Source organism: Dyadobacter sp. BE31, assembly GCF_031457695.1.
GTDB lineage: Bacteria > Bacteroidota > Bacteroidia > Cytophagales > Spirosomataceae > Dyadobacter.
Genome location: NZ_JAVDXA010000003.1, coordinates 595,650 through 618,703, shown reverse-complemented (window position 1 = coordinate 618,703; position 23,054 = coordinate 595,650). Strand labels below are relative to the sequence as shown.

Here is a 23,054-nt window from a genome sequence, read left to right as displayed (position 1 = left end):
TCATTGACAAATCTCAAATGCAAATAAACCAAAATAAGCTTAAACAACGTCTCATCATGCTGTCTTTTGTGGCCAGCATTCTGCTGACAGCATTGAAGTTTTTTGCATTCTACATTACCTCTTCCAACGCCATCCTGAGCGACGCCCTGGAATCGATCATCAACGTAATCGCCAGCGGTTTTGCGTTTTACAGCGTTTACCTTTCCTCTCAGCCCAAAGACCGGAACCACCCGTACGGACACGGCAAAGTCGAGTTTTTCTCGGCCGGGTTTGAAGGCGCATTGATCATCATCGCATCGATTTTCATCGTGGTGGAAGCCGTGAAAAGGCTGATGGACCCGGCACCGATCGAAAACCTGGCACAAGGTTCGCTGTTTATTGTTTTTACGATTTTCGTTAACACCGCGATCGGTTATAAGCTGCTCACCGAGGGGCGTAAGGCCAACTCGCTGGCATTGGTAGCCGACGGGAAACATTTAATGTCGGACAGCATTAGCAGCGTGGTGCTTATTTTGAGTGTTGGGTTGATTATGTTAACCGGTTATGTATGGATCGACAGCGTTGCCTCCCTGTTTTTCGGGCTTTTTCTCGCTTACAGCGGGTCGCAATTGGTCAGCAAATCGGTGGCCGGACTCATGGACGCCAGCGATGAATTGCTGCTCGACAAGGTCATTCACACGTTGAATGAGAACAAAAAGGATGAATGGATCGACGTCCATAACCTACGCGCCCAGCAATACGGCTCCGACCTGCATATCGACTGCCATTTGACATTACCCTACTACTGGGAACTGCAAAAAGTGCACGAAACGATCCACGATTTCGAGAACATTCTCAAAGCGCAGCAGCCGGGCGAAACGGAAATTTTTGTCCATGCCGATCCGTGCGTATACCAATGTTGCTACTTTTGCAGGATCGACAATTGTCCCGTACGCAAGCACGCGTTCGTGCAGGACATCGAATGGGACGCAGCCAAGCTCACCAAAAACGAGAAGCTGTACCGCGAAGCCAGAATCAATATTCAGGAATAATAATCAAATCTAAATTCTAACCAATCATGGACTTTTCTCGTCGCGATTTCCTTAAAAAGGCCGGAGCCACTGCGCTTGCTGCCTCTGCATTCACTGATCTGTTCGCCGAACCGGCTGCTAAAAAGCTTTGGTTTGACATTTCACTGGCCGAATGGTCATTGCACAAGGAACTTTTCGCGAAAAAAATCACCAACCTCGATTTCCCTGAACTCGCTAAAAAAGAGTTCGGCATCTCGATCGTAGAATACGTAAACCAGTTCTTCAAAGACAAAGCGGAAGATAAAACTTACCTGGCCGAGCTATTGAAAAGAGCGAAAGATAATGGCGTGACCAACCACCTGATCATGATTGACGGAGAAGGCGGCCTGGGCGAACTCGACGCTGCGGTACGTAACAAAGCCGTTGAAAACCACTACAAATGGGTGGAAGCTGCGAAATACCTCGGTTGCAAAACCATCCGCGTGAATGCATTCGGTAAAGGCTCGGACGAAGAAATCGCGAAAGCGGCGGTAGAAGGTTTGAGCAAACTGGGCGAATTTGCGTCTAAAACCGGCATTAATGTCATCGTTGAAAACCACGGTGGTTCTTCTTCGAATGGCAAATGGTTGTCGGGCGTGATGAAGCAGGTGAATATGAAAAACGTAGGTACCCTGCCTGATTTCGGTAACTTCTGTATCAAACGTTCTTCCACCGGCTGCGAAGAGTCATACGACCGTTACCTGGGTACCCAGGAGCTTATGCCATTCGCAAAAGGCGTGAGCGCGAAAACTTACGATTTCGATGAAAAAGGAAACTGTATCGAAACCGACTACGCTAAAATACTGAAAGTAGTGAAGGCAAGCGGCTTCAAAGGCATTGCGGGTATCGAGTATGAAGGAAGCAAGCTTTCGGAATACGATGGTATCAAGGCGACCAAAGCACTCCTCGAACGCGTAGGCCCGACAGTATAATCGCATTTGCAACGACAAGTGAAACACTTGACTATAAATGACAACACCTGACAAGCTATTTGTCAGGTGTTGTCATTTATAGTCAGCCGTAGTCAGGTATTGTTTGAGCTTTACATTCCGAGATAGGCCAAAAACTCCTTCTTGGTCGTTTCCTCCTCGAATTTACCGCCGTAATAGGCCGTAACTGTCGAGCTGCCCGAGTCGCGGATCCCGCGTGACTGTACGCACATGTGCTGCGCGTCGATTACCACGGCAACATCTTCCGTTTGTAATGCCTCTTTTAACTCGTTAGCGATTTGCACGGTAAGCCGCTCCTGTACCTGCGGGCGTTTGGAGTAGTATTCTACAATGCGGTTCAGTTTCGACAAGCCGATCACCTTTCCGCTCGAAATATAAGCCACGTGCGCCTTGCCGTATATTGGTACGAAATGGTGCTCGCAATTTGAGAACACCGAAATGTCCTTCTCAACCAGCATTTGGTTGTATTTATATTTATTGTCAAAAAGCGCAATCGCCGGCTTATTCTTCGGATCAAGACCACTGAATACCTCTTTGATGTACATTTTCGCAACCCTTTTCGGTGTGCCTTTGAGGCTATCGTCCGTCAGATCGAGACCCATGATCTCCATAATGTGGCGGAAATGCTTTTCGATCAACTCCATTTTAAGCTCGTCCTCCATCGCGAACGCGTCCTTGCGGAGGGGAGTATCTATTCCTGAAAACAAATGATCGTCACCAACCTCTTCGATGTCCAAAGCTTCACTGGACTGGATACTCGACAAAATTCCGTTCTGTTTCATATAATCTGATTTTCAGGTCAAGACCTGCTTCAATTTTGGGTCTGATAATTGAATAAATAACGATCGCAATGTTTTCTGCGGTCGGATTAAGGGTTTTGAATTCTTCAACGTCGAGATTCAGGTTCCGGTGGTCGAACCGGTCGATAACGGATTCCTTCAATATGGCACTCAACACTTTCATGTCGATCACATAACCGGTTTCGGGATCAACGGGCCCCGTCACCTGCACGATCAGTTCATAATTGTGTCCGTGAAAGTTGGGATTATTGCATTTTCCAAAAACCTCCCCGTTCTTTTCTTCCGACCATGCCGGATTATGAAGACGATGGGCCGCATTGAAATGCTCCTTCCGGAACACCGCCACCTTTTGCACCATATTTTAAACCACTTAAAATTTTCGTTTGCCTTAAATGTCGTTACAAAGTTTGTGTCCAACACATTTAAGGGTTCGAGCATGCTGTGAGTCGCTCTCAGAAGTCTCTTGCTTTGGGTAAACGCTGTAAGCTAGCAAATTGTTCACGGCAATCCTATTTAGTGTTACCTGAAAGCGTCCGCAAAGTCAACTTTTAATTAATAAAAAAATTTAAAAATCCGGCATTTGCGTGTAAATTGCAGCCCGGGACCAGGTAAGACCAAATAATCTTTTACCAACTGTGCCGCTAACATTCAACAGATTTTGATATGGATAGACGTGATTTTCTGCAAAAAACAGCATTGGCCGCGCCCGTCGCGGGGATTATTCCATCGCTGAATTTGAAAAAAGAGAAACCGGCAGAAAATGTACGTTTAGGGTTTATTGGCGTCGGGTTGCGGGGCCGTAACCACGTGGAGCAGGCATTGTTCCGCCCGGATGTGGAAATCAACGCGATCTGTGATATCGATCCCCAGGCCGTCAACATCACCCTCGATAAAATCAAAAAAGCGGGTCGTAAAGCACCGGCGGTGTATTCCAAAGGCGAGGAGGATTTTATGAACCTCGTCAAGCGTGACGATCTCGACGGTGTACTCATTGCTACGCCCTGGCAATGGCACGTACCCATGGCGCTGGCCTCGATGAATGCGGGAAAGTATACGGCTGTGGAGGTTTCCGCGACTGTGACTTTGCAGGAATCCTGGGATTTGGTCAATACTTTCGAAAAGACCGGCTCGCACTGCATGATCCTTGAAAACGTGTGCTACCGCCGGGATGTGATGGCTATTCTCAAAATGATCCGGGCCGGCATGTTTGGCGAAATGACCTATGCGCATTGCGGTTACCAGCACGATTTGCGGGGTATCAAGTTCAATACCGGCACAAGCAATGAAGGCCACGGCGTCGAATTTGGTGCAAAAGGGTTTTCGGAAGCTAAATGGCGGACCCAACATTCGGTCGACCGCAACGGCGACCTATACCCGACCCACGGCCTCGGCCCGGTAGCGCATTGGCTCGATATCAACCGGGGCAACTGCTTTACGCACCTGACGTCCATAGCCACCAAATCACGCGGTTTGCACAAATATGTGGTAGACCACGGCGGCAAGGATCATCCCAATGCGAAAGTGAATTTCAAGCTGGGGGATATCGTCACCACGATGATCCAATGCTATAATGGCGAAAACATCGTGCTCATCCATGATACCAACTCGCCTCGCCCCTACTCGCTCGCGTTCCGCGCGCAGGGAACCGAAGGCATTTGGATGAACGACGGCCACACGATTTACCTCGAAGGCGTATCACCCAAAGAGCACATCGGCGAACCTGATAAACCTTATCTCGACAAAAACGATCACCCCCTTTGGGCCAAATATGCCAAAGAAGCAGAGAATGCAGGACACGGAGGTATCGACTATTTCGTCCTCCGCGGGTTTGTGGAAGCTATCAAGCGTAAAACCGCTCCGCCGATCGACGTTTACGACGCAGCTGTGTGGAGCGCCATCAGCCCATTGTCCGAACTCTCCATCGCCCGCGGGAGCTCGCCCGTTGAGATTCCGGATTTTACCAGGGGAAAATGGCGAACAAATCAGCGGATTTTTGGCCTGAATGACGAATATTGAGTATTATAACAAACCAAATACATAATAACCTGAACAACCTTTTTCAAATAAGACTTAAATGAGCAAAAAGAACAGTTACCTGGGTCCCCTCTTCATTATCGGCATTCTATTCTTTGTGATGGGTTTCGTCACATGGGTTAACGGAACACTGATCACCTTCTTCAAAAAAGCATTTACCCTCGACAACACCAGTTCCTACCTGGTTACGTTCGCGTTTTTCATTTCTTACACCGTTATGGCCATACCGTGTTCAATGGTTTTGAAAAAAACCGGTTTTAAAAACGGTATGTCACTTGCCCTCATCGTGATGGCATTAGGAACAGCCATATTCATCCCGGCTGCGGAAATGGCCTCATACCCGCTGTTTCTGGCTGGTTTGTTCACGATTGGTATCGGGCTTACTGTACTGCAAACGGCCTCGAACCCCTACGCTACCATCCTCGGCCCGCGCGAAAGTGCTGCCCAGCGGATCAGTATCATGGGTATTGCCAATAAAACCGCGGGTATTTTCAGCCAGATTATTTTTGGAAAACTGCTGCTCGCAGGTGCCTCCTCCGCCGATCCGAAGTCGGAGCTGGACAAGGTAGCAATGCCTTACCTCGTACTAACCGTTGTGCTGGTTGCCCTGGCGATCATTATCAGAATGTCGAAAGGACTCGTGGAAGTAAGCGAAGAGGAAGAGGATGACGCACCACTGGCTGCACAACAGGTTGCGGTCCAGAAAACCAGTGTTCTGCAATTCCCTAACCTTGTTTTGGGTGTATTGGCATTGTTCTGCTACGTAGGTGCGGAGGTGATCGCGGGTGACACCATCATCAGCTACGGCGTATCGCTGGGCTTCCCGGAAGAAGAGGCCCGTTTGTTCGGTACTTATACATTATATGGTATGATGTTCGGGTATGTGTTGGGTATCGTGTTGATTCCTAAATATGTATCGCAACAAGCTTACCTCAAATTCTCCGCGATCCTTGGCTTGATAGTCACGGTAATCGCCGTCAATTCAACCGGCTTTACTTCCGTGCTTTGCATTGCAATCCTCGGTTTTGCCAACGCGGTGATCTGGCCTGCATTGTGGCCGTTGGCGTTGAGTGGATTGGGCAAATTCACAAAAATCGCATCTGCATTGCTCGTAATGGGTATTTCCGGCGGCGCGGTATTACCTTTGGTGTACGGAAGCATCGCCGACTCGATCGGCAGTACGCAGAAAGCCTACTGGATTTTGGTTCCACTTTACATTTATATGCTGTATTTCGGCTACATAGGCCACAAAAAGAAAAGCTGGTAGTTCACAATGAGGATTTCAACTCCCGGCCGCATTTGCTTTTTCGGGGAACATCAGGATTACCTGGGGCTCCCCGTGATCGCAGCGGCCATATCGCGTAGGATTAGCGTTGACGGCGGTTATCGCGATGATCAAAAAATAATATTGCATTTGCCCGATCTGGGCACCCAAGAAGAATTCTCTCTCGACACGACTTTTCCTTACATCAAGCCGCGCGATTATTTCCGCAGCACGATTAACGTTGTCAAAAGAAAGGGATTAACATTCTCGAAAGGCTTTGAAGCAACGATTCACGGCAATATTCCCATCAATTCGGGGACATCCAGCTCTTCGGCGCTGATCGTTTCGTGGGCAAAGTTTCTGGACCAGCTGAGCGACAAACCACTCAATTTTTCAAAAAAGGAACTTGGAGAAATCGCCAATGCAGCCGAAGTACTGGAATTCGGCGAGCCTGGCGGCATGATGGATAACTATTCCACTGCCATTGGTAATGTCATTTACCTCGAATCAACACCGGTTATCAAGGTAGAAGCATTGACTCCCAAGCTCGGAACATTTGTCCTCGGCGATTCTCTGGAACCCAAAGACACGTTGGGTATCATTGCCCGTTGCCGGTACGGAATGGAAGATGTAATCAGGATCGTCACCGATTACGACCCGTCTTTTTCCATCTTTACCACACCGATCGAAAAAGTAAGCGATTACAAATCCATACTTTCTACCGATCAGCTGGGTCTATTGAAAGCCAACATCGAAGACCGTGACATCCTCGTCGAAGGTAAAGCATTACTGATCGACAGCGCGGAGGACCATGCGAGCGTGAATTTCGATAAGCAATTCGGCGGCCTGCTGTATAAGCATTATCAGAACCTCCGCGACCACAAGCGTACTTCCACCCCGAAAATCGAACGCATGATGAACGCCGCACTCGGTGCCGGCGCATTAGGCGGCAAAATCAACGGCTCAGGCGGAGGCGGCTGCATGTTTGCCTACGCGCCTACACACGCAGAGGAAGTAGCCGCTGCCATCGAGCGCGAGGGCGGCAAAAGTTATATCATTACTGTTGACGAAGGCACCCGGATTGAAGGATAATCGATCCGGGGCGCTTTGTCGCTCATTTCTCCACTACAACTCGCTTCGTCTGTACCGTCCCATCCTCGAAAGTTGCCTTTAACAAATAGGTCCCTTTCAAGACTGCACTTAATTTGACGGTCGTCAGGTTTCCTTCCGCATTCGGTAAATAGTTGTATAAAACCCGCTGCCGATCGTCAAGAAGGCTTATTTTTATTATCCTATTAACCTTATTATCCAGATTCACCGCTTGTACATCCACTTCGGATTCTGACGATACTGTAATGGTCTCGTCATCCTGAACCGGATTGGGATATATCTGCATTTTAGCGCTGCTTGACTTGAAGAATGTAAACGAGTACCGCGGTGCCCCGCAGAATGCGATTGACAGTCCGCCGTTATTGGAGGGGCCATTGAATGTAAAATTTACAGTCCCAGAACTTTGGTTGTTGATAATGGTACTCGCGGCGGTTGAACTAAACGTAGGCCCGGTATCCGGATCTAGTCCCCAGAAGATTTGCATATTGTGCGCACCCCAGGTGGTGTTCTGGAAACTTCCGGAAATCAGCTTGCCGTCGAGGTAAACACTGGTTAGTGGCGGAGCGTATTTGCAGGTCCAGTAGCTGGATGGTACGCCATAACCTGGCATAACATCATTTGCATTATGCTTAACCAGCGGTCCTGCACCCCATTTCGAAATATATTTACCTGCATCATAAGTGGTTACGGCTGAGTGGTCACCAGAATATCGAACGCGAAGTTTACCCTGAGTTCCATTATAGATGGTCTGAGTATAGCTCGGGTTCACCCCAGATACGTAGGGCGTAACTCCTCCATGGGTTACCTGATCGATACCAATTTTGTTTCCACCTGTCGAAACGTGCCATGCGTAACCATGGCAGTTGTACTGCCGGGTGTAGTCATTCAACACAACACAACTAGCCCCATAAAACCCATTTTGAATATCATTTTGAAACGATTGCAGCTGAGCATTTGTGTTTGGCCATGCATCGAGGTATGCGAATAATGCGGCGGGTGGCACCTGCACACCGTTCGGAGTATTTACCTGGCCATTGGTCTTTGTAGCCAGGAATCCGATAAGAAATGTGTATGCTAAAAAATGTTTCATGGGATCAATATTTTGCTTCCAATAATACTGTCATCAATTTATTCTGCCCATAGAACTCGTTATAGTGAATGCTCACTTCACCAATCGTCTTCCCATCACAATTAAATATGTAAGACATGGGCGATGAAAGTGACGGATTTTCAAAAGCGAGGTAATACTCATCTCGATACTGATACACAGCGACCCGCAATGGTCCCTGCTTGGGAACCTGGAAAAAAGCCAGCTGATCTTTTACCCAAGGCACTGTTTCAAGCGATTCTTTTGTAAAGCACGATTCTCCGATTTCGTATTCCTTAATTTCAGCTTTCGTACAAGATCCGCCAATCAATGGAAGTCCAATTACGACTAAGGCAACAAGCCTCATTACAAGCACATTATACCACGCATCGAATGATGTAAATGCTTTCATGACTTTTGATTTTGTTAGTACAACTCAATGATTTTTAACATACTCCGTAAACTTGTCCAGCAACAATTCGATTTGACGCGGATCCCGCAAAATCAATCGCTCCCGAAACCCCTTCATACGCTCCGCCTCATAATGGCTTTCCAACACCCGATCGCCCATCGAATGCATCACCTTATCAAAGATGTAAGCACTCACCGCATCCGAAATGCCTCCAAACACATCCCGATACCGTTGCTTAATGCGTAACTGTGCATGCAGCCGCTTCAAAAAGTCAATTTTCTCCTGTGAGGACATTTGACTTAAAAGCGCATCATCACACATTATCAGCTCCACCCCTATCCATTTGAGAGAATAGGCACCCATTTCAGCACTGTCGGCCATAGCCTTGATTCGACTGAAATCCTCCCTGAAATAGACATTGCAGGCAGCCTTCATCGCATCAGGCCGCTTCCTAAACTCCTCGAACCCATTGAATCCTTCCAACGCGAACCCCAACCCTTCAAGCGGGCTGTCATGCGCGACATAACTCCGAAAAAACGGATGCTCCATCGTAATCAGCAGCAACTCCTCCGTAGTCAGCGTCTTCAAATCCAATCCCGTAATCTGACAGGCAATCTGCCGCTCCTCGACGGATGTGAGCGCGTTCCAGCATTCGGTTCCCGGCTTGCAGGGATAATTCCATTGCAAGGGTGTTTGCGCGGACAGGCCGGATGAAAGCAAAGTGATGATCAGGCATAAACCGATTTTTTCCATATAGCTCTGGTTACATGATAAATGATACATGCAGGTGTCGCCCTCATTTGGGCGAAAAAACCGGAAAGTTGAGCTATTGATTTGCCGTAGACTGGCGGGGCCTGGCGTGACAAATATTTAACTTTTCAAATACAAAACATAACTATTTAATTTGGGATGTGTGTCTGGCAGGGATTGATGTACAAGCGGCCGTTATATAGAAAGCCTACGACTCTGAAATGCAACGGTTACAAAGCCGTCAACGAAAATTGAAAAATGCACCATTGGCATTCCAATTGTGTTTTAGTTTTAAGACCTTTGTCGATATGACCATTCAATGACCGTGATCACACCTTCTGAACAAAAAACCAATATTTACTGCCCGTCGCTGACCGCCTATGAACGGCGCAAGACGATCTCCATTCATATCGGCGATCTGCCGATGGGCTCCGATTACCCGATCCGCGTGCAATCCATGACGACTGTCGATACGATGGATACGCAGGGCTCGATCGACGAGGTGATCCGGATGGTGGAATCGGGGTGCGAGTATGTGCGCATCACCGCGCCGAGCGTGAAGGAGGCCCAGAATCTGGAAAATATTCGCAACGGACTGCGTAAGCTGGGCATTCAGGTGCCGCTCATCGCCGATATACATTTCACCCCCAATGCCGCCGAACTGGCCGCCCGCATTGTCGAGAAGGTGCGCATTAACCCCGGTAACTATGCCGACCGCAAGCGTTTCGAGGTAATCGATTACACCGACGCTTCCTACGCTGCCGAGTTGGAAAGGATCCGGGAGAAGTTTATTCCCCTCGTTAAAATCTGCAAGGAATACGGCACTGCCATGCGCATTGGCACCAACCACGGCTCGCTTTCGGACCGCATTCTGAGCCGTTACGGCGATACGCCGCTGGGAATGGTAGAGTCTGCGCTGGAATTTCTGCGGATTTGCGAAGAATTCAATTATTTCAACATCGCGCTGTCGATGAAGTCCAGCAATACGCAGGTGATGGTGGAAGCTTACCGCCTGTTGGTACAAAGGCTGGATGAGGAAGGTTTGAAACCTTATCCACTGCATTTGGGCGTTACCGAGGCCGGAGAGGCGGAGGACGGCCGCATTAAATCGGCGGTAGGAATCGGGACTTTGCTGGAAGACGGTTTGGGTGATACGGTACGCGTTTCACTGACCGAAGCGCCGGAAAAAGAAGCCCCCGTGGCCCGAGCATTGATCGAACGGTACACATCGCGCGCTGCGCATACGCCTATCGAACCGATCGACCATTGTCCGATCAACCCATTTCAATATACGCGTCGTGATACCCGGGAGGTTTACAACATCGGCCATCTGAATGTGCCGCGTGTGATCGCCGATTATTCGAACATCGAAGTTGGACAACTGGATGACCTCAAAAGCATCGGCCACTTTTTCCTGCCGGTCCCTGATAAATGGGCCATGAACGACCAGGGGGCCGACTTCATTTACACAGGCCAAAAACCGGTGCCTTTCATGCTGCCGAATGGCCTGCGCGAGATTCTTGATTATCCGCAATGGCTGGTACACGATGAAAAGCACATTAAATTCCCGCTTTTCGATGTTTCGGAATGGAATCCCGCGAAAGAGAGTTCCTCCGGGCTGAATTTTATCAAAGGCGACATCCATTCTTTCGACGAGGCATTTCTGAACGGCATTTCAGGCAAAAACAACGTCGTACTTGTGCTGCACACGGGCAATGCGCATGCGATGCCGGAAATGCGGAGGTTCTTCTATAAACTGACGGAGCTCCACGTCAAAACGCCGGTAATCATTAACCGGAGCTACGAAACGGATCTCGGCGACAAGCTGACATTACATTCCGCAACAGACATCGGTGGTTTGCTGGTGGACGGCTTCGGTGACGGAACGCTACTTTCGCCTTTATTTGCGGAAGACACGACGCACGCGGACAAGCTGAAAGCAGCCGCTTCCTATAACAGCATTGCATTCGGTATTTTGCAGGCGGCGCGCACCCGGATGTCGAAAACGGAATATATCTCCTGCCCTTCCTGCGGACGTACATTGTTTGATTTACAGGAAACGACGGCAATGATCCGTAAGCATACAGAGCATTTGAAAGGTGTAAAAATCGGCATTATGGGCTGTATCGTGAACGGCCCCGGTGAAATGGCCGATGCGGATTACGGCTACGTGGGTATGGGCAAGGACAAGATTGCGTTGTACCGCGGGCAGGAAGTGATCAAACGGTCGGTGCATTCGTCCAAAGCGGTGGAAGAGCTGATCGAGCTGATCCGGGAAGATGGCCGGTGGATTGAGCCGGAAGAACGTGAAATTTTGGTTTAAACAATACAATGAAAAAGTACTTTCAACTGGGCGAAGTATTTTCCTACTTCATCCGCGTCTTCAAAAAACGCGACCCTAATAACCCCGATTCGTTCAACTTGCGCATGATGCACGGGATCAACCGTATCTCGATCGTCATGTTCCTGATTTGTGTCATTATCATGATTGTCAGAGCCTTAACACGATGAATCTCGAAACGCTGCGAGAATACTGCCTGAAATTGCCCGGTGTAACGGAAGAACTGCCGTTTGGTCCGGATACATTGGTTTTTAAAGTAATGGGGAAAGTTTTTCTGCTTACGCCGCTGGATTCTCTGCAGCATCAGTTCAATGCGAAATGCGACCCGGAAAAGGCCGAGGAGCTAAGGGAAAAATATCCCGATGTAAAACCGGGATACCACATGAATAAAAAGCATTGGAACACCGTGTACGTCACGGGAAGTATTCCCAGCGACGAGCTCTTCAGCTGGGTGAAGGATTCCTACGACTTGGTTGCAGCGAGTTTGCCGAAGAAAACGAAGGAAGAATTGAAGAATATGGAATAACGAAAAAGAGCGGCTCTCACCGCTCTTTTTTTGCTATTTAGCTGCCTTCATTTCTTCATCCAGGCGCTTGCTCAACGTGTCGCAAACCCCTTCAATCATATCCGCCATGCCGCGGTCGTTGGTGGCCGTCAGCAGGGTATCCGCGATACCGCTCATGAGCTCGATATAGAAGCGCTTCATTTCAAAAACCTCCATATCCTTGGTCCACAGGTCGATCTTCAGCGTTCCGCGGTGGTAATGGTCCCACACACCGATCGCGATCGCACGCGTGTCGTTGATACCCTCGTTCGGGTTGTCGGTCGCGTCCCAAAAGATCTTTTCCGGTATATTTTTTTCGTCAAGTTCAACGGTAAAATGTATTTCTGACTTTTTCATATTAGGTGTTAATTTTTACAAAAGTAAGCAAAACTCACTTGCCTGCCTGCTTGAACACTTTTTTCAGCAAATCGGTCACCCGGGCACCCGGATTTTCGCGAATTTTCTTTTCCTCCTGCGCAATCAGCACGTAGAGGCCGTCGATGGTCTTTTGGGTCGCGTATTGCTTCAAATCGGGGTTCACCTTTTTGACCAACGGGAGCTGATTGTAGGTTTTAACGATGTCGGCGTAATATTCAGTCGCCTTATTGAGGTTCAATGTACTGTCGACAACCGGGAAAAACGTCTTGAATAGCTCGTCGTTCGTCGATTTCTTCAAATACTGCGTGGCGGCATCGTCCTGGCCTTTCAGAATACTCAGCGCGTCAGGCACCGTCATTGAAGTAATCGCTTTCACGAAAATTGGTTTGGATTTCTTGGCGGCATCCTCAGCAGCGCGGTTAAGGGATAATGTAAATTTATCGACCTCGGCGCCGAGACCCATTTTGCGCAATGCGTCCGCGACTTTCTGCGCTTCCGGTGGTACAGCTATCTTGATCAGTTCGTTTTTGAAGAACCCGTCCACCTTGGATGCCGACTCCGAACCGTTGCTGATGCCTACGTTCAATGCCTCTTTCAAGCCCAGAACAATCTCATTCTCACTGAGTCCGCCACTCTTTCCACTGCCCTTCCCGAGCAGCTTTCCGAGGTTGAACTGAGCATATGATGCGTGTCCTAAAATGAGCCAAAACAGCGTTAACGAAAGGATTTTGTATTTCATTACAATAGAGTTTGTTAATATTTCACTACGGTTCAAACGTACTCAATAACGATTAATTTTACTTATTTTTGGGAAAATAACGGTCCCATTTAACCTGTTCTCAATCTATGATTTCCTCTGCCAGGGCTGAAATAATCACGATCGGTGACGAGATTCTTTTTGGTCAGATCGTCGACACGAATACACAATGGATTGGCACCCAACTCACTGACATCGGTATCCGTCCGGCAAGGAAAACATCCGTTGGTGACAATAAGCAGGATATTCTCGACGCGCTCACGCAGGCGAGCCAGCGGGTGAGCGTCGTGATCGTAACAGGCGGCCTTGGGCCCACGCGCGACGATATTACCAAGCACACTTTCTGCGAGTACTTCGGCACCGAACTTGAAATTAACCAGGAGGCTCTTGCATTAGTGACCGAGTTTTTCGCGAAACGCGGTCGCGCTATGACCGAAATGAACACCCAGCAGGCGGCACTCCCCAAAAATGCCACCTACATCCCGAACCTTTGGGGGACGGCCCCGGGCATGTGGTTCGAAAAGGATGGGGTCATTTACGTTTCGCTGCCCGGTGTGCCTTTCGAAATGAAGAATTTAATGGAGTTCGAGATCCTGCCGAGATTGAAAGCGCGGTTTTCGACCCATATTATCCAGCATAAACAAATCCGCACGATCGGTATCGGCGAGTCGTTTTTGGCCGAAAAGATTTCCGCCTGGGAAGATGCATTGCCGGAGCATATCAAGCTCGCCTATCTCCCGCATTTCGGCCAGGTGAAGCTCCGGCTTACCGGCACAGGAACGGATCAGGCTGTGTTGGACAAACAACTGGACGAGCAGGTTGCATTGGTACTCCCGCTGATCGAAGAGTATGTATTCGGTTATGATTCGGATGAACTGGAAACGGTGATCGGGGCATTGCTCATGAGCCATAATGCAACCGTCGGGACCGCGGAAAGCTGTACGGGCGGGTATGTGGCCAACCAGATCACGAGTATTCCGGGCTCATCGCGTTACTACGAAGGCTCGGTGGTAAGTTACAGCAATGAAGTAAAAATGAGTGTGCTCGGCGTATCACGCGAAACGCTTGAAGCCTATGGCGCAGTGAGCGAGCAAACTGCCCGTGAAATGGCCGAAGGTGCAAGGCGTGTATTGAATACGACATTCGCTATTTCCACAACCGGTATTGCCGGCCCCGATGGCGGCACGCCGGAAAAGCCGGTGGGTACGGTATGGATCGCCTGCGCGACGCCGGAGGAGACATTTACCCAGCTCCTGACACTACGGAACAACAGAAAAATCAATATAGAACTAACCTGCTCTTACGCACTCAATCTGCTGAGAAAAACCATTTTAAAAACTTCTCTCGCGGTAAAAGGGTAAACGAAGATCAGGACCAAAGAGGTAACGAAAGCATGTTTTCCTTACCTTCGAAAAAACACCATTTATGAAAATAGTTGAAATGGTAATGCCTCCTATGGGGGAAAGCATCATGGAATGCACCGTACTACACCTGCTTGCAGAAGAAGGTGCAAAGGTGCGTATCGATGACTCCATCCTGGAAGTGGCTACCGATAAAGTAGATACCGAAGTACCTTGCCCATACGAGGGAACACTCACCAAATGGCTCGTCAAAGTCGACGACGTAGTGCCGATCGGCAGTGCTGTGGCGCAAATTGAGGTGGCCGATGATGTGGTTGCCCAGGATGCAGGTGCTCCTGTGCTGGTGGGTGTGGAAGAAGAGGCAGAGATAGCTGCATCGGTAGCCGCACTTGAAAAGGATTTCCAAACGGCTGCGAGCAGAACGCCCGAGCCGGTTTATGAATATGCCCCTGCGAATTCCGCGGTTAACGCGTTCTATTCGCCGCTCGTGCTGAGCATTGCGAGGGAGGAACAAATTCCGGTGGATGAATTGAAGGTAATTAAGGGAACCGGCCTCGAAAACAGGGTTACGAAGGACGACATCCTCTCTTATGTTGAGCATCGTCGCAAAAAAGGGGCTGCGATGGCCCCTGCACCGGCCACTTCACTGAACGGCAGTAATGAGATCATCGAAATGGACCGCATGCGGAAGATGATTTCACAGCGAATGGTAGAATCGAAGCGGATTTCGGCGCACGTTACCTCATTTATCGAAACCGATATGACGCCGGTGGTAGGCTGGCGCGAGCACGTGAAGGCGGAATATCGCAGGAAAACCGGCGACAGCATCACCTTCACCCCTATCCTGATCGAAGCGGTGGTGAAAGCCATTAAGGATTACCCGCTGATCAACATTTCGGTGGAGGGCGACAAGATCATCAAGAAGAAAGATATTAATATAGGAATGGCCGTGGCATTGCCGGACGGTAACCTGATCGTGCCGGTGATTCACAATGCAGACCGTTATGACCTGCCCGGCCTCGCCCGCAAGGTGAACGATCTCGCCAAGCGCGCGCGGGAAAACCGCCTGAAAGCCGATGACCTGGCCGGAGGTACTTACACCGTTTCGAATATCGGTGCATTCGCGAACCTGATGGGCACGCCGATAATTGTGCAGCCGCAAGTGGCGATTATGGCATTCGGCGCCATTAAAAAGAAACCGGCCGTGATAGAAACCTCTCAGGGCGACCTGATCGGTATCCGGAGCATGATGTTCGTCTCGCACTCGTACGACCACCGCGTGGTAGACGGCTCGCTGGGCGGCCTGTTCCTGAAACGCGTGAACGATTACCTCGAAAACTTCGACATTAGCCGAACTATAATCTGATGCTGAGATTGACCCTCGACATGGACGATGTGCTGGCGAATACCCACGAAAAGCTGGTCGACATTGTCCTCGCCGATTTTTCGACCACATTGCACCGCGAGGATTTCCAGACCAAAGGTTTGAGAGAATTATTGCATCCAAAGCAACTCTCGAAGTTGCACAAAATCATGGACACGCCGGGCTTTTTCGCGGATATCCAGGTAAAAGAAGGAGCAATCGAAACGGTTCACCAACTTTCGAAATACTACGAGCTGTTCGTGGCGACAGCCTGCATGGAATTCCCGAATTCATTCCGTGATAAGTTCGATTGGCTCAAAAAACACTTTCCATTTATCCCGTGGACCAATGTGGTTTTCTGCGGGTATAAAAGCATTATCCAGTCCGATTACCTGATCGACGATCACGTACGTAACCTGGCGGCGTTCAAAGGGAAAGGCATTCTTTTTTCATCCCCGCACAACCTCCGTGAAACGGCCTACAAGCGCGTTTCGAGCTGGAAGGAAGTGTCGGAACTATTCTTGCATAGCGTATGAAACTGTTACTGATAGAGGACGAGCCCAAAACATTGCAGTCGATACGACAAGGACTGGAAGAGAATGGATATGAAGTAGATATTGCCTACGACGGGCTCATCGGCAAGCAGCTCGCCCGCAGCAATGTTTACCAACTGATTATCAGCGACATTATCATTCCCGGTATTAATGGAATAGAGCTTTGCCGCGAAATCCGCAGCTGGGGCGACGAGACGCCGATCCTCATGCTCACTGCATTAGGATCGACGGACGACAAAGTAACGGGCCTCGATGCCGGCGCAGACGATTACCTCGTCAAACCATTTGAATTTAAAGAACTCCTCGCACGCGTACGCGCTCTCACAAAGCGCGGATCGACCGTATCGCATACTGCTCAGGTGCTACGCTTTGCCGATTTGGAGGTTTCGCTGGATGCCAAAACCGTTTATCGTTCGGGGAATAAGATCAATCTGACGGCGCGGGAGTTCAACTTGCTCGTGTACCTGATCCGTAACCAGGGAAGGGTTATCTCAAAAGTCGAGATCGCCGAGCAGGTCTGGGACATCGGTTTTGACACCGGTACCAATGTCATTGAAGTATATGTAAATTATCTTCGCAAGAAGATCGACAAAGATTATCCCGTGAAACTCATCCACACACAATTTGGAATGGGTTATGTGCTCAAAGTAGAATAAGCTATGCAAATACGCACCCGACTTACGGTTCAGTTTTCCTTGCTGGTAAGCGGTATTTTGCTGGTCACCTTTCTGGCTGTCTATTTTTTTACCTACTATAATGTTACCGAGGACTTTTACGACCGGTTGCGCTCGAAAGCGAAGTCACAGGCCGAGCTATTGCTGAAAGTACAGGTGCCGCTCATCAATGCGGAAGTGCTCAAAGCCCTGGACGAAACCAATCGCGACCTGATCTACGACGAGAATATCTTCATTTTCGACGAAAAGAACCGGCTCATTTACAGCAACTCCACCACCCCGCAGCTCAAAGCGCTCCACGTTTCCAACTACTGGCTCGACGAAATCCGCAAAGCAGGCCAGATCCGCTACGACGACGGCGATTATAAAGTGGTAGGACTTTATTACAAATATCCCTTCAACAAAGCAGTGGTAATGCTCGGTGCCAAGGACTTGTACGGACAGGCAAACCTTTCCAACCTCAAAACGCTGCTTACCGTGCTCTACCTCGTCGTGACATTCGTGGTAGCAATCGTGGGCTGGATATTTTCTAAACGTGCATTACGGCCTATTTCGAAGGTTATGAATGCGGTGGAAGGCATTTTGCCCCAAAAACTCGATACACGCCTCAATGTACCCAACCAGAAAGACGAAATCGGGCGGTTGACGATCACTTTCAATAAACTGCTCGACCGCATTGAAACGGCCTTTCAAATGCAGAAAATTTTCGTCGCAAACGTATCGCACGAATTGAAAAATCCGCTGACGAAGATCAAGTCGCAACTGGAAGTGAGCATGCTTAAAGAGCGCAACCCGGCCGAGTACCAGATGACGATCCGCTCGGTACTGGAAGATATTCAGGAGCTCGGCCAGCTTTCTAATACTTTACTGGAACTCGCGAAAGTCAGCGAAGACCAGCGCGACCTGCTTACCGAGCTGATCCGCGTGGACGATCTGCTGCTCGACTGCCGCATGAACCTTGCCCAGGCCAACCCTGCGTACAATATTCAGCTCAATTTCGACGAACTTCCGGAGGACGATACCTGGCTCGAAATCACAGGCAATTCGACGCTGCTCAAAACCGCATTCCTGAACCTGATGGACAATGCCTGCAAATTCTCGGACGACAATGCGGTGAATGTATGCCTGCTTCCCTCTCGCGGACAGCTCGGGCTAACGTTTTCAGACAATGGCAAGGGGATTCCCGACAAGGACAAGAGCTTAGTTTTCCAGCCATTCTACCGCAGCGACAATACCGCGAATATCAAAGGTTACGGCATCGGCCTCTCGCTCGTCGAGCGCATTGTAAAGCTGCACAACGGCAGCATCAGCATTCAATCCAACGTTCCGAAAGGCACGACGTTTCGCTTAACTTTTTTACGTCTCTAAGGAAATTCTAACTTATTATTAACGCCTTTCTAAGTATTGTTGATCTTATTTGTAATGTCGACAGGGCGATACTACTTCGCTAACCGACCATTCAAAGGATTTCATTTTTTGTGGTGTTAATAAGCAAACTTGGCAGGTGTCTCTCACGCCTGCCAATTTTTTTTTGTCATTTGTGGTCAGGTATTGTCAAATGTGGTCAGGTGTTGTCAGGTATGGTCATTGAGAGTCAAATGTTGTCAGTTGTAGTCAGGTATGGTCAGATGTGGTGATTGATACAAAAAGAGAGGAGAAACCGGCCGACTGACCAATTTCTCCTCCCATTCTATCAATGACTATCAATGACAATCCCTGACTACAAATGACAACCCTTAACCGCACCTGACCACTTCTGACTACAATGCGATCAGAACATCATGCATTAGTGCTTCTTTCGGATTTCGATAATCTTTAACTTATTCAGCAGCTTGATCACCGGGTAAGTCGGGTCAACCTCGAACCACTTGGAACCGAAGTTGATCGAATTCGGGCGTTTGTGGTGGTTGTTCTGGAAAAGCTCGCCCATCATCAGGAAGTCGAAGATCAGGGAGTTTTTAGACTTATCGTCGTTATCGAAGTTCTGGTAACCGTATTTGTGTCCGCTCCAGTTAACGATCGCACCGTGGATAGGGCCCATCAGGAAGTGGATCGGCAACAGGAAGAAGAACGCCCAGTGCATATCCAGGTAAATGTATGCCAGCACGTAGAATACAATATACAACACACCCCAGCCCGCTCTCGAAATCCAGGAGTCACCCAGCTTTTCCACAAAATTCCATTCAGGGTAGTTACGCTCGAAACGTGTTTCGACCGCGCGTTTACGGTTCAATACGGCATTGTAAATGTTTTTGGTCTCCCACATCATCGTGAACACGTTTTTGGTATGATGCGGTGAATGCGGGTCTTTATCGGTGTCGCTGAACGCGTGGTGCATGCGGTGCAGGATCGCATAGGCACGTGGGCTCAGGTAGGAAGAACCTTGTGAAAGATAGGTAAGCAAATAGAAGAACCGTTCCCACGGCTTGCTCATTATGAACATCTTATGAGCGGAATAGCGGTGCAGGAAAAAGGTTTGACAGAACAGTGACAAATACCAATGTACAACAAATACAATCAGAACTATATACATGGAATGGCGGAAAATGATAATATGCTAAACTTTGCACAAAAGTAAGTGCCAAAGGTTAGAAAACCGAAATTTCCCAAACTAAATTTGGAATATAGCCATAGGCTTTACCCACACCCGAGCCTGCTCCAACCCTACTCGATCATGAAAGCGTAGCTAAGCAGATTCGCTCCCATTTGCAACGCCTTACGGCGCATTTCCTCAGGATCGTTGTACACGCTTTGGTCCTCCCAGCCGTTGCCGAGGTCGGTTTCGTAGCTGTAATAGCAAATCAGCCTCCCCTGCCAGATCAACCCGAAGCCCTGGGGCTGCTTGCCGTCGTGCTCGTGTACTTTTGGCAGGCCGTCGGGGAAGTTGTACTTCATATGATAAACCTGGTGGTCATACGGAAGCTCTACGAATGAGAGTTCGGGAAAGACTTTCTTCATTTCGCGACGGATAAACTGGTCGAGGCCGTAGTTATCGTCCACATGCAGAAAACCACCAGAAAGCAGGTAATTCCGCAGGTTTAATGCCTCGGCATCGCTAAAAACGACGTTCCCATGCCCGGTCATATGCACAAAGGGATATGAGAAAATATCCGGACTGCCTACTTCCACCACGTCTTCTACCGGATTGATATTCATTTTCAACTCCGCGTTACAGAACTTGATCAGGTTCGGCAGCGATGTTTTATTGGCATACCAGTCCCCGCCGCCGCCATATTTCAGCTTGGCGATCTTTAACGACGATTGCCCGAATGAAGCAATCGAAGTGCTGATTATTAAGGCGATAATAACGAGGCGGGTGTTCATATAATGATTGAATGAGTGAATGAATGATTGATTGAATGAGTGAATGGCTTAATGAAAGTTAGGTGTGGTCAGGGATGGTCAGGTGTTGTTTAACTCTACCTGACAATTTCATGACCACTTCTAACCCAATGACTAGAAACCTATTCAGTCATTCAATCATTCAACATTACAAAACCTGCGCCAGGTTAATCGCATGGCATCCTGCAACCGCAGCTGTTTCGGTACGGAGCCTGGTTGGACCCAGCGACACTGTTTCGAAACCGCTTTCCAGCGCCAGTTCCACTTCCTTGGGGCTGAAATCGCCTTCCGGGCCGATTAGTAGCGTCGTGTCGTTACCCTTCTTTATTTTACTGAAAACGTGTTCCACCGTATTTTGTTCCGGAACATAGGCGATCAGCCTGACGGTATCGCCCACGTTTTTAATAAACGGCTCGTACTTGTTATTTACTGTAATGACAGGCATATAATATTGCTGCGACTGCTTCATGGCAGCAGCGGCGATGCGGTTCAGCCTCGTCAGGTTCACCACGCGGTTCAACGTCTCCGGGTTGGTATGCTCGGTCACCACGAAGTCAATGCGCTCCACGCCTATTTCGGTCATTTTCTCTACCATCCATTCGTTGCGCTCGGCCTTACGCGTGGGCGCGATCGCCATATTGACGGCGAAATTTCTTCGCTCCGTCATTTTGGATTCTATCACTTCGTAACCTACTTTTCGCCCCTGAATGTTGAGCCGGCATTTTTGTAGCAATCCCTTGCCGTCTGTGACATAAATCATATCGCCGGAACCCAGCCTCAAAACCTTCGAACTGTGCCTTGCTTCCTCCTCGTCGAGTTCAAAAACGTGAGGGTCAGGCTGGTAAAACAAATGCATTTTTCCAATATTGTGATAATGTGAGCAAATACCGCTGAAGCCTTCAAAAATATACAAAATATCGGCAACAGCACAAAATTTACAATCCCCGCAGAATTCTATCAGACGGCGGATTCAAAAATGACAGTTTATTGGATATTCTCGGTATTTTATGTTTGCAAAGGCATATTTTCAACCTGTTTCAGACTTTTTAGCAAAAAATTCCCACGAAACGTTACTTTTTGAAGCCACGTCATTTTATTAGAATAGTACATTTTTTACTGACAATACTACCACGAACACAATAATATTCTGTGGATGGTTAATTTTTCCTAACATTTATTTTTTGTAAATACATTTTTGCATTAATATTGTGCCGTTATAATTATTCGTCACCACTTTATCTAGTACTATTATGTCAAAGTCCAAGCTGGAATATATTTGGTTGGATGGCTACAAGCCGACCCAAAGTTTACGCAGCAAAACCAAAATTGAAAACGATTTTAGTGGAAAACTGGAAGATTGCGCAATGTGGTCGTTTGATGGCTCGTCAACTGAGCAGGCTCCCGGCGGTTCTTCCGACTGTTTGCTGAAACCGGTTTACATTATTCCTGATCCACAGCGTAAGAATGGCTACCTGGTAATGTGCGAGGTATTGAACGCTGACGGAACTCCTCACGAATCAAACGGTCGCGCAACTATCGAAGACGACGATAACGACTTCTGGTTCGGATTTGAACAAGAATATTTCCTTTGGGATAACGAAACCAACAAACCCCTGGGCTTCCCTGCAAATGGCTACCCAGCTCCACAAGGACCATACTACTGCTCAGTAGGCGCGAAAAACGCTTTCGGTCGTGAGATCATCGAAGAGCACCTTGACGTTTGCCTCGATGCAGGCCTGAACGTAGAAGGTATCAATGCAGAAGTTGCTGCTGGTCAGTGGGAATTCCAGATCTTCGCAAAAGGTGCGAAAGAAGCTGGTGACCAAATCTGGTTGGGCCGCTACCTCCTCGAAAGAATCGGTGAGAAATACGGTGTATCTATCAACTGGCACTGCAAGCCGCTTGGCGATCTTGACTGGAACGGTTCAGGTATGCACGCTAACTTCTCAAACGGTGTTTTGAGAACTGCTGGCAGCAAAGCTACTTTCGATAAAATTTGCGAAGCATTTCGTCCGGTAGTGAAAGAGCACATCGAAGTTTACGGTGCTGACAACCACCTCCGTCTGACAGGAAAGCACGAAACTGCTTCTATCCACGATTTCAGCTACGGCGTTTCCGACCGTGGTGCTTCTATCCGTATCCCAGTTATGGTTCCTCAAAAAGGATGGAGCGGATACCTTGAAGACCGTCGTCCAAACTCTGCTGCTGATCCTTACAAAGTGGCAGCTCGTATCATCAAGACTGTTAAATCTGCTATCTAATCCGCAGAACGACATATTTTGCA

The 23,054-nt window shown here is 48.6% G+C and carries 24 protein-coding genes; 14 read left to right on the top strand and 10 right to left on the bottom strand.

What is annotated here, in order from left to right; translation table 11 throughout:
- The first annotated feature begins 17 nt into the window (after positions 1-17).
- Together J2Y43_RS18280 and J2Y43_RS18275 are read left to right on the top strand one after the other, a co-directional pair.
- Positions 18-1,031 carry a cation diffusion facilitator family transporter gene (locus tag J2Y43_RS18280; RefSeq protein WP_309985315.1) on the top strand — a complete coding sequence of 338 codons (1,014 nt, stop codon included), beginning with the start codon at positions 18-20 and terminating at the stop codon, positions 1,029-1,031.
- Positions 1,032-1,057: 26 nt separating this feature from the next.
- On the top strand, positions 1,058-1,981 hold the full coding sequence (locus J2Y43_RS18275; protein WP_309985313.1) for a sugar phosphate isomerase/epimerase family protein: 924 nt from the start codon (positions 1,058-1,060) through the stop codon (positions 1,979-1,981).
- 110 nt (positions 1,982-2,091) lie between these two features.
- On the opposite strand, the gene folE is transcribed toward J2Y43_RS18275, so the two are convergent.
- Positions 2,092-2,781 (bottom strand): GTP cyclohydrolase I FolE, encoded by a 690-nt coding sequence (gene folE / locus J2Y43_RS18270; RefSeq protein WP_309985311.1) that lies wholly within the window; start codon positions 2,779-2,781, stop codon positions 2,092-2,094.
- Positions 2,741-3,157, bottom strand: a complete 417-nt coding sequence (locus J2Y43_RS18265; protein ID WP_223408017.1) for a 6-carboxytetrahydropterin synthase — start codon at positions 3,155-3,157, stop codon at positions 2,741-2,743. Before J2Y43_RS18265 ends, folE begins: the two co-directional genes overlap by 41 nt.
- 305 nt (positions 3,158-3,462) lie before the next feature.
- Between J2Y43_RS18265 and J2Y43_RS18260 the strand changes: the two genes are divergently transcribed.
- Genes J2Y43_RS18260 through J2Y43_RS18250 form a run of 3 tightly spaced genes read left to right on the top strand, consistent with a single transcriptional unit; the run spans position 3,463 to position 7,189 of the window.
- A complete protein-coding gene (locus J2Y43_RS18260; RefSeq protein ID WP_309985306.1) occupies positions 3,463-4,815 on the top strand; it encodes a Gfo/Idh/MocA family oxidoreductase in 1,353 nt (450 codons plus the stop codon).
- Between the two features lie 58 nt (positions 4,816-4,873).
- Positions 4,874-6,100: a sugar MFS transporter gene (locus tag J2Y43_RS18255; RefSeq protein WP_309985304.1), complete on the top strand. Its 1,227-nt coding sequence runs from the start codon at positions 4,874-4,876 to the stop codon at positions 6,098-6,100.
- Between the two features lie 6 nt (positions 6,101-6,106).
- Entirely contained in the window at positions 6,107-7,189 is a 1,083-nt protein-coding gene (locus J2Y43_RS18250) for a galactokinase family protein (RefSeq protein ID WP_309985301.1), read from the top strand.
- Positions 7,190-7,211: 22 nt separating this feature from the next.
- Here J2Y43_RS18250 and J2Y43_RS18245 read toward each other — a convergent pair whose 3' ends face one another.
- Genes J2Y43_RS18245 through J2Y43_RS18235 form a run of 3 tightly spaced genes read right to left on the bottom strand, consistent with a single transcriptional unit; the run spans position 7,212 to position 9,459 of the window.
- Positions 7,212-8,297 (bottom strand): T9SS type A sorting domain-containing protein, encoded by a 1,086-nt coding sequence (locus tag J2Y43_RS18245; protein ID WP_309985299.1) that lies wholly within the window; start codon positions 8,295-8,297, stop codon positions 7,212-7,214.
- A 4-nt stretch (positions 8,298-8,301) separates the two neighbouring features.
- A complete protein-coding gene (locus J2Y43_RS18240; protein WP_309985296.1) occupies positions 8,302-8,706 on the bottom strand; it encodes a hypothetical protein in 405 nt (134 codons plus the stop codon).
- A gap of 24 nt (positions 8,707-8,730) precedes the next feature.
- Positions 8,731-9,459, bottom strand: coding sequence for a hypothetical protein (locus J2Y43_RS18235; protein ID WP_309985294.1), 729 nt, complete (start codon positions 9,457-9,459; stop codon positions 8,731-8,733).
- A gap of 316 nt (positions 9,460-9,775) precedes the next feature.
- On the opposite strand from J2Y43_RS18235, the gene ispG reads away from it, so the two are divergent.
- Genes ispG through J2Y43_RS18220 form a run of 3 tightly spaced genes read left to right on the top strand, consistent with a single transcriptional unit; the run spans position 9,776 to position 12,323 of the window.
- The gene (gene ispG / locus J2Y43_RS18230; protein ID WP_309985292.1) at positions 9,776-11,779 is read left to right on the top strand and encodes a (E)-4-hydroxy-3-methylbut-2-enyl-diphosphate synthase; all 2,004 of its coding nucleotides are present in this window, start codon (positions 9,776-9,778) and stop codon (positions 11,777-11,779) included.
- An 8-nt stretch (positions 11,780-11,787) separates the two neighbouring features.
- Positions 11,788-11,967 carry a DUF6728 family protein gene (locus tag J2Y43_RS18225; RefSeq protein WP_090379576.1) on the top strand — a complete coding sequence of 60 codons (180 nt, stop codon included), beginning with the start codon at positions 11,788-11,790 and terminating at the stop codon, positions 11,965-11,967.
- Positions 11,964-12,323, top strand: coding sequence for an MmcQ/YjbR family DNA-binding protein (locus J2Y43_RS18220; RefSeq protein ID WP_309985289.1), 360 nt, complete (start codon positions 11,964-11,966; stop codon positions 12,321-12,323). Before J2Y43_RS18225 ends, J2Y43_RS18220 begins: the two co-directional genes overlap by 4 nt.
- A 33-nt stretch (positions 12,324-12,356) precedes the next feature.
- Here the strand turns inward: J2Y43_RS18220 and gldC are convergent, their stop codons facing one another.
- Together gldC and J2Y43_RS18210 are read right to left on the bottom strand one after the other, a co-directional pair.
- Positions 12,357-12,698, bottom strand: a complete 342-nt coding sequence (gldC, locus tag J2Y43_RS18215; protein WP_106595357.1) for a gliding motility protein GldC — start codon at positions 12,696-12,698, stop codon at positions 12,357-12,359.
- 34 nt (positions 12,699-12,732) lie between these two features.
- A complete protein-coding gene (locus J2Y43_RS18210; protein ID WP_309985287.1) occupies positions 12,733-13,458 on the bottom strand; it encodes a DUF4197 domain-containing protein in 726 nt (241 codons plus the stop codon).
- 107 nt (positions 13,459-13,565) lie between these two features.
- Here J2Y43_RS18210 and J2Y43_RS18205 point away from each other — a divergent pair, with 107 nt between their 5' ends.
- The 5 genes from J2Y43_RS18205 (at position 13,566) to J2Y43_RS18185 (ending at position 18,796) form a co-directional block, all read left to right on the top strand.
- Positions 13,566-14,837 (top strand): competence/damage-inducible protein A, encoded by a 1,272-nt coding sequence (locus J2Y43_RS18205; RefSeq protein WP_309985285.1) that lies wholly within the window; start codon positions 13,566-13,568, stop codon positions 14,835-14,837.
- 64 nt (positions 14,838-14,901) lie between these two features.
- Positions 14,902-16,203, top strand: coding sequence for a dihydrolipoamide acetyltransferase family protein (locus tag J2Y43_RS18200; RefSeq protein WP_309985283.1), 1,302 nt, complete (start codon positions 14,902-14,904; stop codon positions 16,201-16,203).
- Positions 16,203-16,736, top strand: a complete 534-nt coding sequence (locus J2Y43_RS18195) for a 5' nucleotidase, NT5C type (RefSeq protein WP_223407987.1) — start codon at positions 16,203-16,205, stop codon at positions 16,734-16,736. Before J2Y43_RS18200 ends, J2Y43_RS18195 begins: the two co-directional genes overlap by 1 nt.
- Positions 16,733-17,410 (top strand): response regulator transcription factor, encoded by a 678-nt coding sequence (locus tag J2Y43_RS18190; protein ID WP_309985281.1) that lies wholly within the window; start codon positions 16,733-16,735, stop codon positions 17,408-17,410. The genes J2Y43_RS18195 and J2Y43_RS18190 overlap by 4 nt, the downstream gene beginning before the upstream one ends.
- Positions 17,411-17,413: 3 nt before the next feature.
- Positions 17,414-18,796, top strand: coding sequence for a HAMP domain-containing sensor histidine kinase (locus J2Y43_RS18185; RefSeq protein WP_223407983.1), 1,383 nt, complete (start codon positions 17,414-17,416; stop codon positions 18,794-18,796).
- A gap of 418 nt (positions 18,797-19,214) precedes the next feature.
- On the opposite strand, the gene J2Y43_RS18180 is transcribed toward J2Y43_RS18185, so the two are convergent.
- The 3 genes from J2Y43_RS18180 to J2Y43_RS18170 all read right to left on the bottom strand — a co-directional run bounded on the left by J2Y43_RS18180 (position 19,215) and on the right by J2Y43_RS18170 (position 21,626).
- The gene (locus tag J2Y43_RS18180) at positions 19,215-19,961 is read right to left on the bottom strand and encodes an acyl-CoA desaturase (RefSeq protein WP_223407981.1); all 747 of its coding nucleotides are present in this window, start codon (positions 19,959-19,961) and stop codon (positions 19,215-19,217) included.
- Positions 19,962-20,092: 131 nt separating this feature from the next.
- Positions 20,093-20,752, bottom strand: a complete 660-nt coding sequence (locus tag J2Y43_RS18175) for a DUF4159 domain-containing protein (RefSeq protein ID WP_309985277.1) — start codon at positions 20,750-20,752, stop codon at positions 20,093-20,095.
- Positions 20,753-20,918: 166 nt separating this feature from the next.
- Positions 20,919-21,626 (bottom strand): RsmE family RNA methyltransferase, encoded by a 708-nt coding sequence (locus tag J2Y43_RS18170; protein ID WP_309985275.1) that lies wholly within the window; start codon positions 21,624-21,626, stop codon positions 20,919-20,921.
- 394 nt (positions 21,627-22,020) lie between these two features.
- On the opposite strand from J2Y43_RS18170, the gene J2Y43_RS18165 reads away from it, so the two are divergent.
- Complete coding sequence (locus J2Y43_RS18165) at positions 22,021-23,031, top strand: glutamine synthetase beta-grasp domain-containing protein (RefSeq protein ID WP_309985273.1); 1,011 nt, start codon at positions 22,021-22,023, stop codon at positions 23,029-23,031.
- The last annotated feature ends 23 nt before the right edge of the window (positions 23,032-23,054 follow it).

What these genes read in the sequence shown, in the direction of transcription:
- J2Y43_RS18280 (WP_309985315.1), top strand. Translation starts at nt 18, where the DNA reads ATGCAAATAAACCAAAATAAGCTTAAACAACGTCTCATCATGCTGTCT.
- J2Y43_RS18275 (WP_309985313.1), top strand. Translation starts at nt 1,058, where the DNA reads ATGGACTTTTCTCGTCGCGATTTCCTTAAAAAGGCCGGAGCCACTGCG.
- folE (WP_309985311.1), bottom strand. Translation starts at nt 2,781, where the DNA reads ATGAAACAGAACGGAATTTTGTCGAGTATCCAGTCCAGTGAAGCTTTG.
- J2Y43_RS18265 (WP_223408017.1), bottom strand. Translation starts at nt 3,157, where the DNA reads ATGGTGCAAAAGGTGGCGGTGTTCCGGAAGGAGCATTTCAATGCGGCC.
- J2Y43_RS18260 (WP_309985306.1), top strand. Translation starts at nt 3,463, where the DNA reads ATGGATAGACGTGATTTTCTGCAAAAAACAGCATTGGCCGCGCCCGTC.
- J2Y43_RS18255 (WP_309985304.1), top strand. Translation starts at nt 4,874, where the DNA reads ATGAGCAAAAAGAACAGTTACCTGGGTCCCCTCTTCATTATCGGCATT.
- J2Y43_RS18250 (WP_309985301.1), top strand. Translation starts at nt 6,107, where the DNA reads ATGAGGATTTCAACTCCCGGCCGCATTTGCTTTTTCGGGGAACATCAG.
- J2Y43_RS18245 (WP_309985299.1), bottom strand. Translation starts at nt 8,297, where the DNA reads ATGAAACATTTTTTAGCATACACATTTCTTATCGGATTCCTGGCTACA.
- J2Y43_RS18240 (WP_309985296.1), bottom strand. Translation starts at nt 8,706, where the DNA reads ATGAAAGCATTTACATCATTCGATGCGTGGTATAATGTGCTTGTAATG.
- J2Y43_RS18235 (WP_309985294.1), bottom strand. Translation starts at nt 9,459, where the DNA reads ATGGAAAAAATCGGTTTATGCCTGATCATCACTTTGCTTTCATCCGGC.
- ispG (WP_309985292.1), top strand. Translation starts at nt 9,776, where the DNA reads ATGACCGTGATCACACCTTCTGAACAAAAAACCAATATTTACTGCCCG.
- J2Y43_RS18225 (WP_090379576.1), top strand. Translation starts at nt 11,788, where the DNA reads ATGAAAAAGTACTTTCAACTGGGCGAAGTATTTTCCTACTTCATCCGC.
- J2Y43_RS18220 (WP_309985289.1), top strand. Translation starts at nt 11,964, where the DNA reads ATGAATCTCGAAACGCTGCGAGAATACTGCCTGAAATTGCCCGGTGTA.
- gldC (WP_106595357.1), bottom strand. Translation starts at nt 12,698, where the DNA reads ATGAAAAAGTCAGAAATACATTTTACCGTTGAACTTGACGAAAAAAAT.
- J2Y43_RS18210 (WP_309985287.1), bottom strand. Translation starts at nt 13,458, where the DNA reads ATGAAATACAAAATCCTTTCGTTAACGCTGTTTTGGCTCATTTTAGGA.
- J2Y43_RS18205 (WP_309985285.1), top strand. Translation starts at nt 13,566, where the DNA reads ATGATTTCCTCTGCCAGGGCTGAAATAATCACGATCGGTGACGAGATT.
- J2Y43_RS18200 (WP_309985283.1), top strand. Translation starts at nt 14,902, where the DNA reads ATGAAAATAGTTGAAATGGTAATGCCTCCTATGGGGGAAAGCATCATG.
- J2Y43_RS18195 (WP_223407987.1), top strand. Translation starts at nt 16,203, where the DNA reads ATGCTGAGATTGACCCTCGACATGGACGATGTGCTGGCGAATACCCAC.
- J2Y43_RS18190 (WP_309985281.1), top strand. Translation starts at nt 16,733, where the DNA reads ATGAAACTGTTACTGATAGAGGACGAGCCCAAAACATTGCAGTCGATA.
- J2Y43_RS18185 (WP_223407983.1), top strand. Translation starts at nt 17,414, where the DNA reads ATGCAAATACGCACCCGACTTACGGTTCAGTTTTCCTTGCTGGTAAGC.
- J2Y43_RS18180 (WP_223407981.1), bottom strand. Translation starts at nt 19,961, where the DNA reads ATGTATATAGTTCTGATTGTATTTGTTGTACATTGGTATTTGTCACTG.
- J2Y43_RS18175 (WP_309985277.1), bottom strand. Translation starts at nt 20,752, where the DNA reads ATGAACACCCGCCTCGTTATTATCGCCTTAATAATCAGCACTTCGATT.
- J2Y43_RS18170 (WP_309985275.1), bottom strand. Translation starts at nt 21,626, where the DNA reads ATGCATTTGTTTTACCAGCCTGACCCTCACGTTTTTGAACTCGACGAG.
- J2Y43_RS18165 (WP_309985273.1), top strand. Translation starts at nt 22,021, where the DNA reads ATGTCAAAGTCCAAGCTGGAATATATTTGGTTGGATGGCTACAAGCCG.